Here is a 13,529-nt window from a genome sequence, read left to right as displayed (position 1 = left end):
ATTCGTTTGCCTTGGTATTTATCGGACGTGTTCTTAGTTGAACTGCTTCAGGAAACGCAAATCGCCTTCGTAGAACAGGCGCAGGTCGTTGATCCCGTAGCGCAGCATGGTCAGGCGCTCCAGGCCCGAACCGAACGCGAAACCGATGAATTTTTCCGGATCCAGTCCGAAATTGCGGACGACCGTCGGATGCACCTGGCCGGCGCCCGACACCTCCAGCCAGCGGCCCTTCAGCGGACCGGAGCCGAACGCGATGTCGATCTCGGCCGACGGTTCCGTGAACGGGAAGTACGACGGGCGGAAGCGGACTTGCAGGTCGTCCGTCTCGAAGAACGCCTTCACGAAGTTCAGGTAGACGCCCTTCAGGTCGGCAAAGCTGATGTCTTCGCCGATCCACAGGCCTTCGACCTGGTGGAACATCGGCGAGTGCGTGGCGTCGCTGTCGACGCGGTACGTGCGGCCCGGCGCGATCACCTTGATCGGCGGCGTGTGCGTGCGGGCATAGCGCACCTGCATCGGGCTCGTGTGGGTGCGCAGCAGCAGCGGCTTGCCCGTGCTGTCGTTGCCTTCGATGTAGAACGTATCCTGCATCGAGCGCGCCGGGTGGTTTTCCGGGCTGTTCAGCGCGGTGAAATTGGTCCAGTCGGTCTCGATCTCGGGGCCGTCGGCCACGTCGAAACCGATCGAGCGGAAAATCTGTTCGACCCGTTCCCAGGTCCGCATGACAGGGTGGATGCCGCCCTTGGCGCGGCCGCGGCCCGGCAGGGTGACGTCGATCGCTTCGGCGTTCAGGCGCGCCATCAGTTGCGCGTTGGCGAGATCCTCGCGGCGAGCCGTCAACGCCTGTTCGATTTTTTCTTTGGCGGCGTTGATCAGGGCGCCCTGCGCCTTGCGCTGTTCGGGGTCGAGCTTGCCGAGGCCCTTCATCAGATCGGTCACCTGGCCGGTCTTGCCCAGGTATTTCGCTTTTGCGTTTTCCAGCGCGGCAGCGTCTTGTGCGGCGCCAAAGTCAGACTGGGCCGAGACGACGAGTTCTTCCAGCGAGTTCATGCGTGTTCTTTTCCTATTGATGGCGGGAGACGCCAGAAACAAAAACAGGGCATCGGTCCTTCAACCTTTGCCCCGTCCTTTGCGCACCGGCCGCCTGGAGCGGCGCGATGCTGTACTTCTTGCTGTCGCTGATTAAGCAGCCAGCTTTGCCTTGACGGTGTTCACGATAGCGGCAAAAGCCGGCTTGTCGTTGACAGCCATGTCGGCCAGGACTTTACGGTCCAGTTCAATCGCGGCTTTCTTCAGGCCGTTCATGAATGCGCTGTAGGTCATGCCGTGCGAACGCGAAGCCGCGTTGATACGGGTGATCCACAGTGCGCGGAAAACGCGCTTCTTGTTGCGGCGGTCGCGGTATGCGTACTGGCCAGCGCGCATGACTGCTTGCTTGGCAATACGGAATACTTTGCTGCGGCGGCCACGATAACCTTTGGCAAGCGCAAGAACCTTCTTGTGACGGGCACGTGCAGTAACCCCACGTTTTACTCGAGGCATAGTAGCTCCTTAGTTTGATGTGAGATTAAACGGCCGACGGCATCATGCGGTAGACGCTTTGGACGTCGGACGCATTGATGTTACGGGTGCCACGCAGCTGACGCTTGTTCTTGGTGGTCTTCTTGGTCAGGATGTGACGCTTGAACGCCATACCCGATTTGACGGTACCACCCGGGCGCACGCGAAAACGCTTCTTCGCGGAGCTTTTGGTTTTCATTTTCGGCATAGTCTTCTGCCCTCTTACAGGCAGCCTCATATGTGACAGGATTGCAGGTGGCAGCAACGCTGCTCTTGGATGCCTGCTTTCACTTGTCTCTGCAGCGGAAGCGGGTCCACTACAGTCTTGCATCCCCGTTCTTGCAAACATGGGAACCGCAGATTCTAGCACAGTTTTGGCCACGTGGGCACGGGGTGCTCACCCTACGCTGGATTTGCCGTAGGGGTGGACTCTCCCGCCCATCAAACATTCGCGTTATCGAAAACGGAATAGGCCAGGCCCGAGCCACGGGACGACCCCGGGCCCGGGCCTGGCCCGGCTTGACTGCACGAAGAATTACTTCTTCTTCTTCGGCGCGACCACCATGATCATCTGGCGACCTTCCAGCTTCGGAAACTGCTCGACCTGGCCATACGGCTCGAGGTCGCCGCGCAGACGCTCCAGCATGCGCTGGCCGATGTCCTGGTGGGCCATCTCGCGGCCACGGAAGCGCAGCGTGATCTTGGTCTTGTCGCCCTCTTCCAGGAACTTGATCAGGTTACGCAGCTTGATGCTGTAGTCACCTTCATCGGTACCCGGACGGAACTTGACTTCCTTGACCTGGATGATCTTCTGCTTCAGCTTCGCTTCGTGCGCCTTCTTCTGCTCCGAATACTTGAACTTGCCATAGTCCATCAGGCGGCAGACCGGGGGAACCGCGGTCGGCGCGATTTCCACCAGGTCCACGTTCGCTTCTTCAGCCAGACGAAACGCCTCGGCCAGGCTCACAATGCCCAGCGGCTCGTTGTCTATCCCGTTCAGACGCATTTCCGGGTAGTTGATTTCGCCATTGATGCGATGTGACGACTTGTCAGTAGCTATGTTGTTTCCTTTGAAAGTAAGATGGATAGTGCCGTCTCAAGGCGCGTGCTTGATTACTTCGCCTTGGATGCTACCTCGCCTTGGAGGCGTTCCAGCAGCGCATCGACCGACATGACGCCAAGGTCGACGTTGCCACGGGCGCGAACGGCCACAGTGTTGGCATCCCGCTCTTTATCGCCGACAACTAGGATGTACGGCAGTTTTTGGACGGAATGCTCCCGAATTTTATAGGTAATCTTCTCGTTCCGCAAATCAGCGTGAACACGCAGGCCAGCCGCCTTCAGCTTTGCCTCGACCTGCTTCACGTAATCGGCCTGCGCATCCGAGATGTTCAGGATGGCAACCTGGACCGGCGCAAGCCACAGCGGCAGCGCGCCCGCGTAGTTCTCGATCAGGATGCCGATGAAGCGCTCCATCGAGCCGACGATCGCGCGGTGCAGCATCACGGGCACTTTACGCGAGTTATCTTCCGCGACGTATTCCGCGCCGAGACGGCCCGGCATCGAGAAGTCGACCTGCATCGTGCCGACCTGCCACGGGCGGCCGAGGCTATCCTTCAGGTGGTATTCGATCTTCGGACCGTAGAACGCGCCCTCGCCCGGCAGTTCCGTCCAGGTCACGCCGCAGCCGCGCAGCGCGGAACGCAGCGCTTCTTCGGCCTGGTCCCACACTTCGTCGGAACCGATGCGGTTGTCCGGACGCAGCGCGATCTTGACGTCGATGTTCGCGAAGCCGAAGTCTTCGTACACCTTCATCGCCTGGGCGTGGAAGGCCACGACTTCCGGCGCGATCTGCTCTTCCGTGCAGAACACGTGGCCGTCGTCCTGGGTGAAGCCGCGCACGCGCATCAGGCCGTGCAGCGCGCCCGACGATTCGTTGCGGTGGCACTGGCCGAACTCGCCGTAGCGCAGCGGCAGGTCGCGGTACGAACGCAGGCCCGCGTTGTAGATCTGCACGTGGCCCGGGCAGTTCATCGGCTTCAGCGCATAGGTGCGGTTTTCCGACTCGGTCGTGAACATGTTTTCACGATAATTGTCCCAGTGACCGGTCTTCTGCCACAGGGTGACGTCGATGATCTGCGGCGCCTTCACCTCGTTGTAGCCGGTGACCTGGTAGGTCTTGCGCATGTATTGCTCGATCTGCTGCCAGATGGTCCAGCCCTTCGGGTGCCAGAAGATCAGGCCCGGCGCCTCGTCCTGGAAGTGGAAGAAGTCCAGCTGCTTGCCCAGCTTGCGGTGATCGCGCTTCTCGGCCTCTTCCAGCATGTGCAGGTATTGCTCCTGGTCTTCCTTCTTCGCCCAGGCGGTGCCGTAGACACGCTGCAGCATCTCGTTCTTCGAGTCGCCGCGCCAGTACGCGCCCGCGAGCTTCATCAGCTTGAAGACTTTCAGCTTGCCGGTCGACGGCACGTGCGGACCGCGGCACAGGTCGGTGAACTTGCCTTCGGTGTACAGCGACACATCCTCGTTCGCCGGGATCGACGCGATGATCTCGGCCTTGTAGTCTTCGCCGATCGACTTGAAGTACGCGACGGCTTCGTCGCGCGGCAGCACCCTGCGGGTGACCGGCTCATCCTTCTTGGCGAGCTCGGCCATCTTCTTCTCGATGGCTTGCAGGTCGTCCGGGGTGAACGGGCGCTTGTACGAGAAGTCGTAGTAGAAACCGTTGTCGATCACGGGGCCGATGGTGACCTGCGCTTCCGGGAACAATTCCTTGACGGCATAGGCCAGCAGGTGGGCGGTCGAGTGGCGGATGACGTCCAGGCCTTCCGGATCCTTGTCCGTGACGATGGCCAGGTCGGCGTCCTTCTCGATCAGGAACGACGTGTCGACGACCTTGCCGTCGACCTTGCCGGCCAGCGCGGCCTTGGCCAGGCTCGGGGCGATGCTGGACGCCACCTGGGCGACCGTCACCGGACCTTCGAATTGACGGCTCGAGCCGTCCGGGAGGCGAACATTCAACATTGTGAGCTCCATCGGCGCCATGCGCCCGTTGATTAGCAGTTTGAAACCAAGAAATTTTGGACGAAAAAAAACGCGCACCAGGCGCGTTTCTTTCAGTGTCGTCGAGTTGCTGCGAAAGACAATATGACACCCTACCGCGTCTAGCGATTCCCCCACAACGTCGTTGTAGTTCGCGGTGTCATAACCGATTATGCCTTTCTCGCTCTTACTGACGACAAGAGCGGAAAACCGAAGTTCCCCGCGCTTGTCTTTGGTGTTCTGGTGGGCGGTGCAGAATTCGAATCTGCGACCCCTTGGATGTCGACCAAGTATTCTAACCAGCTGAACTAACCGCCCGTATGCCGCTATTATAAGGGGATCGGACACTATTCTGCAAGGACGCCGGGTATACTGCCGCCTGTTTTCCGATTCCCTCACTTTCATGTCCGACCAAGCCGGCTCCTCCGCCCACCTCCACGCCCACCTCGACGGCGACGCCCGCCACGCCCACACGATCGAAGGCCGCAGCCAATGGGCGATGGCCATCGCGCTCGGGCTGACCCTGCTGTATGCGCTGGTGGAGGTCGTCAGCGGCTTCCTGTCGAATTCGCTCGCACTGATCTCGGACGCCGGCCACATGGTCACCGACGCCGCCGCCCTTGGCCTCGCCCTGCTGGCCCAGCTGATCGCGCGGCGGCCGCCGTCCGCGCGCCATTCGTTCGGCTTCGTGCGCGCGGAGGCGCTCGCCGCCTTCGTGAACAGCCTCGCGATGCTGCTGCTCGTCGGCTGGATCGTCTACGAAGCCGTCCAGCGCCTCGCGCATCCGGAGCACGTGGGCGGCAAGACCGTGCTGATCGTCGCCGCGATCGGCGCCTGCATCAACATCGCCGTCGCGTGGGTGCTGTCGCGCGACGAGCAGAGCATCAACACGCGCGCGGCCCTCATCAACGTGCTGGGCGACCTGCTCGGCTCCATCGCCGCCATCGCCGCGGGCGCCGTCATCCATTTCACCGGCTGGGTGCGCATCGACCCGATCCTGTCGATCTTCGTGTCGCTGCTGATCCTCAAGTCGACCGTGAGCGTGCTGCGCGAGTCCTATCACTTCCTGATGGAAGGCGTGCCGCACCAGATCGACTACCTGAAAATCGGCGCCGACCTGGCGGGCATTCCGGGCGTGCGCTCCGTGCACGACCTGCACGTGTGGGACATGTCGCCAGGAGAACCCGCGCTGATCGGCCACCTGGAAATCGACGACCTGAACGCCTGGCCCGACGTGCTGCGCGCGGTCAAGATCATGCTGCTCGACAAGCACGGCATCGACCACGTCACACTGCAGCCCGAACTGCGCGACTGCTCCGACACCCTGTAAGCGGGTTCCGACCCGGCCTCGGGTCACGCGCCGATAGCCCAGCCGCAGCCACCCTGCGGATAATCGGCACATGCCTACCTCCACCGAACTCGCCACCGCGCACGTCTACGACACGCTGATCGTGGGCGGCGGCCCGGGCGGCCTGACCGCCGCCATCTACCTGCGCCGCTTCACGCGCAACGTCGCCCTCGTCGACAAGGGCAACAGCCGCCTGCGCCTGATCCCCGTCTCGCACAACTATCCCGGCTTCCCAGAAGGCGTGCCCGGCCACATCCTGCTGGGCAACCTCGCGTCGCAGCTGCAGCGCTACGGCGGCAGCGTGATGCCGGGCGAGATCGTCGACCTGCGCATCGAGGACGGCCTGTTCGTCGGCGACTACCAGCCCGAAGGCATCGATGACATCGTGCGGATCCGCGCCCACACGGTGCTGCTGGCGACGGGCGTCGCGGACGCGGGCCTCCCGATCGAGAACTGGCGCGAGGCCGTCGCGTTCGGGTCCGTGCGCCTATGCCCCGTGTGCGACGGCTTCGACGTGATCGACAAGCGCATCGCCGTCGCGACGTCCGACGTGAACCCGGTCGGCCACGCGCTGTTCATGCGCACGTTCAGTGCGGACGTCACCCTGTTCGAACGGGGCTCGCCGTCGATGCTGGGCGCTGACGACCGGCGCCGCCTCGACGCGGCCGGCGTGCGCATCGTCGATTCGCCGCTGCTGTCCGTCACGCTGGACGCATCGATGAAACCCGTGCTGCACACGGAGGATGGACAGGACCACGAGGCCGACGTGTTCTACCCGATGCTGGGCGAGAATGCCAGATCGGGCCTCGCCGCGAAGCTGGGCGCGCGCACGGCGCAGTGCGACGAGATCGTCGTCGACGACCACCAGCAAACGACCGTGCCCGGCCTGTACGCGATCGGCGACGTCGTCGTGGGCCTGAACCAGATCGCCGTGGCGGCTGGCCAGGCGGCGCGCGCGGCCGTGCGCATCCACAACCAGTTGCCGCCCGCGCTGCGGCCCGCTCGCCCGCACCTGGAAGCGGCGCCGGGCACCAGCGCCCCCCCTACCCGGGCAACAGGTCGCGGATGATCTCCGTGAGCCGCTCGACCGACAGCGGCTTGCCCAGGTGGGCGTCGAAGCCGCTGGCGCGGGCCTGGGCGATGTCCTTCTCGCGCGCCAGGCCGCTGACGGCGATGGCCGGCAAGCGCGCATGGCGCGGCAGCGCCCGTGCCGCCTTCAGCAGCGCGTAGCCGTCCATGTCGGGCATCGAGATGTCCGAGATCAGCAGGTCGACGTCGCGGTCGGCGAGGATGGCGAGGGCTTGCCGCGCGCTCGTCGCGCCGGTGACGAGCGCGCCGTGCATCTCGAGCAGCGTCTGGCACGTCGTCACGACCTCCTCGACGTCGTCCACGAGCAGGATGCGCACGCCGGCGATATCCTGGCGCGGGCCGCCCTCCCCGTCGTCCGCGCGGATCGCGCCCGTTTCCGCCAGCGGCAGCCAGACGGTGAACCGCGCGCCCTTGCCGACGCCTTCCGAAAACGCTTCGACGCGGCCGCCGTGCAGGGCGACGATCTCGCGCACGAGCGCCAGGCCGATACCGAGGCCGCTCTTGACCCGCGTCGTCACGGACGCCGACTGCGCGAACATGTCGAACACGCGCGGCAACTGGTCAGGCGCGATGCCCTGACCGGTGTCCGCCACGTCGATGCGCGCCGCGTCGCCGTCGCGGACGAGCCGTACGGCGATCGAGCCGCCCGGCGGCGTGAACTTGAGCGCATTGCTCAGCAAATTCATGACGGCCTGTCCGACGCGCACGCTGTCCGCCATCACGTGCAGCGGCGTGCCGTCCGTCTCGATGCCGATGGCCAGTTCGCCGCTGCCCGGACCCGCGCGCACCGCGTCGACCGCTTCCTGCACGAGCGGTTCGAGGTCGAGCGGCGCCATCGACAGGGTCAGCTTGCCGGTGCGTACGCGCGACATGTCGAGCAGGTCGTCGATCAGCTTCGCCTGGCTCATGACGGCATTGCGGATCACGCCCGTCGAGCGGGCCACGGCCGGCACCTGGCGCAGTTCGGGCAGGCGCGCCAGCAGCTCGACGTTGATGTGGATGAGGTTCAGCGGGTGGCGCAGCTCGTGCGCCATGATGGCCAGGAATTCGTCCTTCAGGGCGACCGCGTTCTCGGCGTCGCTGCGGCCGCGCTGTTCGGAGCTCAGCGTCTGCTCGCGCTCGCGCTCGTGGCGCACGCGCACGGTCTCGTCGCGCGCGATCATCGCGTAGCCGGAATACTCGCCGTTCTCGATCTGCGTGATCTCGCCGCTGCAGAACAGCTGGCTGCCGTCCTTGCGCACGTGCCAGCGTTCGTTCAGGGCGCGGCCGTTGCGGCGCGCGCGTTCCATCTCGTCGGCCGGGGCTCCCCGCTCGCGGTCCTCGGGGAGGAACAGGAAATCGAGGTTGCGGCCCGCGACCTCGTCCTCGCGGTAGCCGAACATGCGCTCGGCGCCGCGGTTCCAGCTCGTCACGCGGCCGTCGCGGTCCATCGTGATGATCGCGTAATCCTTCGTGCTCTCCGCCACCAGGCGCATGCGCGCTTCGCCCGCGCGCAGCTTTTCCTCGGCCTCGCGCCGCCCCGTGATGTCGAAGAAGGTCATCACGGCGCCTTCGATGCGGTCTTCCGTCGTGCGGTACGGCAGCAGCCGCACGATGTAGTAGCGGCCGTCGTGGCTGCGCACCTCGCGCTCGACCATGCGCAGCGTATTGAACGTGAGCGCCACGTCGTCCGCCAGTTCCTTGTAGTCGAGGCGGTGCGTGAGGTCGAGCAGGGAGCGTCCCATGTCCGACGGGATGATGGAAAAGATGTCCGCCGCGCGCGGCGTGGAGCGCTTGATGCGCATGGCACTGTCGACGAAGATCGTGGCGATGTCGGTCGACGCGATCAGGTTGTTCAGGTCGTCGTTCGCCTTGCCCGTCTCCTCGACCTTGATCTTGAGCTCGTAGTTGACGGTGATGAGTTCCTCGTTCACCGACTGCAGCTCTTCCTTGCTCGTCTCCAGTTCTTCCGTGGCCGAGCGCAGTTCCTCGTTGATGGCTTGCAGTTCCTCGTTGGCGGCACGCAGCTCCTCGTTCGACACCTCGGCATGCTCGATCGTCTCCTGCAGCTGCTGTTTCTTGCGCTGCAGTTCCGCTTCGAGCTGCGACAGGACGACGTCGTCGCCGCCCTCGCGCCCCTCGCTGCCCGCCATCTCCAGGCTGAGCTCGACCTCGGAGAACATCACGAGCAGGAAGTCCTGGTTCGCCTCGTCGTCGTGGAACGGCCGCACCGTCACGCTGACGATGCTCGGCCGGCCGTTGCGCGCGATCGACACCTGGCGCCCTTCCACGCTGACGCCCGAGTTCTGCACCTGGTACAACGCGCTGCGCAGGTCGATGCGCAGTTCAGGCAGCACGAGCGCGAGGATGTCGCGCGACGGTTCGCCGCCCACGAGCCGCATGTATTGCGCGGCGCGCTCGGACATGTGGACGATGTTGTGGTCGAGGTCCACGACGACGCTCGGCGGCGCGAACTGAGCCAGCGCGCGTTGGTGCACGTCCGCCAGCGACGCCTGGCGCCGCGCCGACGCGGCCAGCGCGCGCGGCTCCGGCAGGTTCAGGTGCGCAGGCGCCGCGTGCTGGGCGCGGTGGTACGGCAACGTGCGCACGGCGGCGCGCGAACGGTAGATGCGGTTCTTCTTGTCGACGGGGATGAACAGCTCGTCGACGGATTCGGCCGACTCGGACGACCCGAGGAACAGGTAGCCTCCCGGCTTCAGCGCGAAGTGGAACGTCTCCAGCACGCGCTGCTGGATGTCGCGGTTCAGGTAGATCAGCAGGTTGCGGCAGCTGACCACGTCGATGCGCGAGAATGGCGGATCGCGCAACAGGTTGTGCACGGCGAACAGGATGCGGTCGCGCACCGCCTTGCGGATCTGGTAGCGGTTCTCGTCGCGCGTGAAATGCTGGCGCAGCCGGGCCGGCGTCACGTCCGTCACGATCGACGTCGGGTACGTGCCGGCGCGCGCGATGGCGATCGCATGCTCGTCGATATCGGAGGCGAATACCTGGTAAGTCGGCGGATGGGGCATGAGGCTCGCCTGGTCGGCCAGCAGCATCGCCAGCGAATACGCTTCCTCGCCGGTGGCGCAGCCGGCGACCCACGCGCGCACCTCGTCCGTGGGCTTGCGGTCGCGGAAGATGGCCGGCAGGACGTCGCGCTCCAGCGTCTCGAAGGCCTCGCGGTCGCGGAAGAAATTCGTCACGCCGATCAGAAGGTCATTCAGCAGCAGCTTGTGCTCGCCCACGTCCGCTTCGAGCAGGCGCAGGTAGTCCGGCAGCGAATGCACGGCGCGCACCTGCATGCGGCGCTCGATGCGGCGCAGCACCGTAGCCCGCTTGTACTGCCGGAAGTCGTGGCCCGTCTGCGCGCGGAGGAGGCCCAGCACGCGCTGCAAGGCCTGTTCCGCGTCCGCGCTTTCGTCGAGTTCCGTCACGGCGGACGCGGGCAGGTCGGCCGGTCCGGCGGGCGGCAGCTCGATCGCGCTGGCGTTCTTCCACAAATCGACCAGCTTCTGCGGCATCTCGACGACGGGCAGCACGAAGTCGACGAGCCCCGTGCCGATGGCCGCGAGCGGCATGCCGTCGTGTTCCGCGTCACCGGGGTGCTGGACGAGGATCACGCCCCCCATTTCCTTGACCCGGCCGATGCCGACGGCACCGTCGCCGCCCGTGCCGGACAGCACGACGGCCAGCGCCCGTTCGCGCTGGGCCTCGGCCAGGGTGCGGAAGAACGCGTCGATGGCGATGTGCTGGCCGCGCGGGCGCTGCATCTCGGCAACGGTCAGGCTGCCGTCCATCATCGTCAGCTGCTTGCTCGGTGCGATCACGTACACGTGGTTGGGCTCGATCTTGACCGTCTCGACCACCTGCAGCACCGGCATGCGCGTGGCGCGCTGCAGCAACTGGTCGGCATTGCTCTGGTGCTTGGGCGACAGGTGCAGCACGACGACGAAGGCCATGCCGTTGTGCGCCGGCATCTCTTCGAACAGCCGCAGCAGCGCGGGCAGGCCGCCGGCCGACGCGCCGATGCCGACGACCGGGAACGGCAGGGAGGGGGCGCTGGGCGATGTTTCGGCGGCGGCTGCGGTGTCGAGCATGTCGGACATGGAGTCGGTTGGCGGCGATTGAGGAACCGGCAGTCTAAACGATGGCGGGTGTTCCGGACAGCCGCGCGCACCTCGATCGCGCAAAAGATTGGACTGCCGGCCGCGCCGAAAGTTTGACCCGGCCGCTGCCGATATAATTGCCGGATGAAAAGGACCATTCCCCTGCTGCTGCTGTTCGCATGCGGCGTCGCCGGCGCGGTGGATGACGCCCTCGTGCTGCGCTGCCGCGCCCTCCCCGATACGGCGAGCCGGCTGGCCTGCTACGAGGCGCTGCCCGTGGCACCGCCGGCCGAGCAGCGCTTCGGCGGCAAACGCCTGGAACGGAAGGTCGACGACGAGCCGGCGGCGATCCGCAGCACCGTGCGCGGCCGCCTGGACGGCTGGCGCCACGGCACCCAGCTCACCCTCGCGAACGGCCAGGTGTGGCGCGTCGTGGACGACATCGATGCCGTCCTGCCGGACCTCGTGGATCCGGCCGTGCGCATCGAACGGGGCGCGCTCGGCGCCTATTACCTGCAGCTGGAAACGAACAACAACGCGGCGCGCGTCATCCGCGTCAGGTAGGGTGGGCACCCCGTGCCCACGCGAACGCTTGCGGTATGCTGGCGTCACGCGTGGGCACAGGGGTGCCCACCCTACCGGGCCAGTATGCTGGCGTCACGCGTGGGCACAGGGGTGCCCAGCCTACCGGGCCAGTATGCTGGCGTCACGCGTGGGCACAGGGGTGCCCACCCTACCGGGCCAGTATGCTGGCGTCACGCGTGGGCACAGGGGTGCCCGGCCTACCGGGCCAGTATGCTGGCGTCACGCGTGGGCACAGGGGTGCCCACCCTACTGGGCCAGTTCGATGCGGCGGCGGATGCCTTCCGCTGCGGCCGTGTCGCCGGCCGCGCGGGCACGCTGTTCCTGCACGCCCAGCCACGCCAGCAGCGGCCGGCGCCAACCCTGGCTCGATGCCGTGTCGACCGCGGCGCCGATGTCCGCGGGCGTGATGCGCCCCGCCTTCAGCAGCGCCCCGGCCGCGACGAGCCGCGCCAGCGGATCGGCGACGCCGGCCAGCGAGCCGCTCGCGACGACGGCGCGGTGCTGCTCCGGCAGCAGGTTCGTTTCCAGTCCCTGCCAGCGGCCGTCCAGGTAGGCGGCATACGCGCGCTGGGCCGGCGTCGCATCGTGCGCGACCGCCGCGAAGCCGGGGCACTCGTAGTCGAGCGCCGCCGCCTTCACGCCGCAGCGTACCAGTTCCGCCTGGGCGACGATGTCGAACCGCCCCGTGCTGGCGCTCGCGCGGCGGGCGCGCGCGAACTCGGCGTCGGCGGCGCCAGAGTCCCCGCGCAGGAAATCGTCCGTGTAACCGTCCAGGGAACTCTTCGCATCGCCTTCCCAGGCGGGCGGCTGCGGCTTGCTGGCGCAGCCGGACAATACGACGAGCGCGGCAGCGATAAGAGGCTTGGTCATCATGGCAGCTTGATCTCCGTGTCCTGCTTGAACGGCCATTTGCGGTTGATCTCGTCGACGAGGCGGTTCACCTTGCGCAGGCTGGCATCGACCTCGCCGCGCAGCCGGCCCAGGTCGTCGGTGGCCGCGTGCGCGTTCTTCGCGACGGCCTGCGCCTCGGCCAGCACGCCGTCGGCCTTTTGGAGTGTCCCGCGGGCGTCGGCCAGCAGGCCGTTCAATTCGCGGATCGCGCTCTGCGCATCGTCCATCACGCCCTTCTTGCCGAACACGCGCTGGTCGGTCTTCGCGAGCAGCGCGTCCACGCGGTGCAGGGTCTGCAGCAGCTTTTCCGCCTCCGCGTCGCCGCCCAGCGCCGTGCCCAGCACGCCGTAGCGGCCGGACAGGCGGCCGGACAGCGCATCGACGTTGGCCAGCGTGTTGCCGATGTGGGAATCGGCGCGCGTCATCGTCTCCAGGTTTTCCAGCAAGGTACGCGCCGTGGCCATCAGGCGCGGGATCTCGGCCGCCGCGTCGCCGCGCAGCACGGGCCGCTGGGCATGGTCCGGCAGCGGCGGGTCCGTCAGCACGCCGCTGTACGCGCGCAGCCGCGTCTCGCCGACGACGCTGCTCTCGAGCGTGAACACGCTGGTCGTGCGCAGCCATTTCGCATCGTTCTGCGCGATGTCGACGAGGATGTTGACCTTGCCGTCCTTGCCCAGCTCGACCTGGCGCACGCGCCCGATGGGGAAGCCGGCGAACGTCATGTCCATGCCCGGGATGACGCCCGAGGAATCGTCGGCGACGAGCACCAGTTCCTGCGTCTTCTCGAACACGCCGCGGGCATACATCACGTACAGGAAGAACGCCACGATCAGCGCGCCGATCAGCACGAGCAGGAACAGCGCCTTCGCTTCCACGTGTTTCGGTTCGTCGGGAGGAATGTCTTTGTCGCTCATCGTATGAATGTC

General features: G+C 66.0%; 11 protein-coding genes and 1 tRNA gene. 3 read left to right on the top strand and 9 right to left on the bottom strand.

Annotated features, from left to right (window positions below; translation table 11 throughout):
* Positions 1–33: 33 nt before the first annotated feature.
* From pheS to ACEN98_RS14000, 6 genes are all read right to left on the bottom strand, one after another.
* Positions 34–1,050 carry a phenylalanine--tRNA ligase subunit alpha gene (gene pheS, locus ACEN98_RS14025; RefSeq protein WP_160407640.1) on the bottom strand — a complete coding sequence of 339 codons (1,017 nt, stop codon included), beginning with the start codon at positions 1,048–1,050 and terminating at the stop codon, positions 34–36.
* A 132-nt stretch (positions 1,051–1,182) separates the two neighbouring features.
* Entirely contained in the window at positions 1,183–1,542 is a 360-nt protein-coding gene (gene rplT / locus ACEN98_RS14020) for a 50S ribosomal protein L20 (RefSeq protein WP_056135339.1), read from the bottom strand.
* A 25-nt stretch (positions 1,543–1,567) separates the two neighbouring features.
* Positions 1,568–1,768, bottom strand: coding sequence for a 50S ribosomal protein L35 (gene rpmI, locus ACEN98_RS14015; protein ID WP_036228503.1), 201 nt, complete (start codon positions 1,766–1,768; stop codon positions 1,568–1,570).
* Between the two features lie 327 nt (positions 1,769–2,095).
* A complete protein-coding gene (gene infC, locus ACEN98_RS14010; protein WP_413338916.1) occupies positions 2,096–2,647 on the bottom strand; it encodes a translation initiation factor IF-3 in 552 nt (183 codons plus the stop codon).
* Between the two features lie 26 nt (positions 2,648–2,673).
* Positions 2,674–4,584 (bottom strand): threonine--tRNA ligase, encoded by a 1,911-nt coding sequence (thrS, locus tag ACEN98_RS14005; RefSeq protein WP_413385266.1) that lies wholly within the window; start codon positions 4,582–4,584, stop codon positions 2,674–2,676.
* A gap of 259 nt (positions 4,585–4,843) precedes the next feature.
* Positions 4,844–4,920 (bottom strand) — tRNA-Val (locus tag ACEN98_RS14000).
* A gap of 85 nt (positions 4,921–5,005) precedes the next feature.
* Here ACEN98_RS14000 and ACEN98_RS13995 point away from each other — a divergent pair.
* Positions 5,006–5,932, top strand: a complete 927-nt coding sequence (locus ACEN98_RS13995; RefSeq protein WP_413385264.1) for a cation diffusion facilitator family transporter — start codon at positions 5,006–5,008, stop codon at positions 5,930–5,932.
* Between the two features lie 70 nt (positions 5,933–6,002).
* Complete coding sequence (locus tag ACEN98_RS13990; protein ID WP_413385262.1) at positions 6,003–7,019, top strand: NAD(P)/FAD-dependent oxidoreductase; 1,017 nt, start codon at positions 6,003–6,005, stop codon at positions 7,017–7,019.
* Here the strand turns inward: ACEN98_RS13990 and ACEN98_RS13985 are convergent.
* A complete protein-coding gene (locus ACEN98_RS13985) occupies positions 6,994–11,118 on the bottom strand; it encodes a CheR family methyltransferase (RefSeq protein ID WP_413385989.1) in 4,125 nt (1,374 codons plus the stop codon). The two genes, ACEN98_RS13990 and ACEN98_RS13985, sit on opposite strands and share 26 nt — an antisense overlap.
* A 153-nt stretch (positions 11,119–11,271) precedes the next feature.
* On the opposite strand from ACEN98_RS13985, the gene ACEN98_RS13980 reads away from it, so the two are divergent.
* Complete coding sequence (locus ACEN98_RS13980) at positions 11,272–11,691, top strand: hypothetical protein (protein ID WP_413385260.1); 420 nt, start codon at positions 11,272–11,274, stop codon at positions 11,689–11,691.
* A 267-nt stretch (positions 11,692–11,958) separates the two neighbouring features.
* Here the strand turns inward: ACEN98_RS13980 and ACEN98_RS13975 are convergent, their stop codons facing one another.
* Positions 11,959–12,585, bottom strand: coding sequence for a hypothetical protein (locus tag ACEN98_RS13975; RefSeq protein WP_413385258.1), 627 nt, complete (start codon positions 12,583–12,585; stop codon positions 11,959–11,961).
* On the bottom strand, positions 12,582–13,517 hold the full coding sequence (locus ACEN98_RS13970; protein WP_413385256.1) for an MlaD family protein: 936 nt from the start codon (positions 13,515–13,517) through the stop codon (positions 12,582–12,584). The genes ACEN98_RS13975 and ACEN98_RS13970 overlap by 4 nt, the downstream gene beginning before the upstream one ends.
* Positions 13,518–13,529: the final 12 nt, after the last annotated feature.

The sequence above is a fragment of the Massilia sp. CT11-137 genome (genome assembly GCF_047302885.1).
GTDB classification, from domain to species: domain Bacteria; phylum Pseudomonadota; class Gammaproteobacteria; order Burkholderiales; family Burkholderiaceae_D; genus Telluria; species Telluria orientalis.
The sequence above is the reverse complement of the archived record's forward strand: the minus strand, read 5'-3'. Positions and strand labels throughout refer to the sequence as shown.

Coding starts and splice junctions, on each gene's coding strand:
- ACEN98_RS13980 (WP_413385260.1), top strand. CDS start 11,272: ATGAAAAGGACCATTCCCCTGCTGCTGCTGTTCGCATGCGGCGTCGCC.
- ACEN98_RS13970 (WP_413385256.1), bottom strand. CDS start 13,517: ATGAGCGACAAAGACATTCCTCCCGACGAACCGAAACACGTGGAAGCG.
- ACEN98_RS13975 (WP_413385258.1), bottom strand. CDS start 12,585: ATGATGACCAAGCCTCTTATCGCTGCCGCGCTCGTCGTATTGTCCGGC.
- ACEN98_RS13990 (WP_413385262.1), top strand. CDS start 6,003: ATGCCTACCTCCACCGAACTCGCCACCGCGCACGTCTACGACACGCTG.
- ACEN98_RS13995 (WP_413385264.1), top strand. CDS start 5,006: ATGTCCGACCAAGCCGGCTCCTCCGCCCACCTCCACGCCCACCTCGAC.
- pheS (WP_160407640.1), bottom strand. CDS start 1,050: ATGAACTCGCTGGAAGAACTCGTCGTCTCGGCCCAGTCTGACTTTGGC.
- rpmI (WP_036228503.1), bottom strand. CDS start 1,768: ATGCCGAAAATGAAAACCAAAAGCTCCGCGAAGAAGCGTTTTCGCGTG.
- thrS (WP_413385266.1), bottom strand. CDS start 4,584: ATGTTGAATGTTCGCCTCCCGGACGGCTCGAGCCGTCAATTCGAAGGT.
- rplT (WP_056135339.1), bottom strand. CDS start 1,542: ATGCCTCGAGTAAAACGTGGGGTTACTGCACGTGCCCGTCACAAGAAG.
- ACEN98_RS13985 (WP_413385989.1), bottom strand. CDS start 11,118: ATGCTCGACACCGCAGCCGCCGCCGAAACATCGCCCAGCGCCCCCTCC.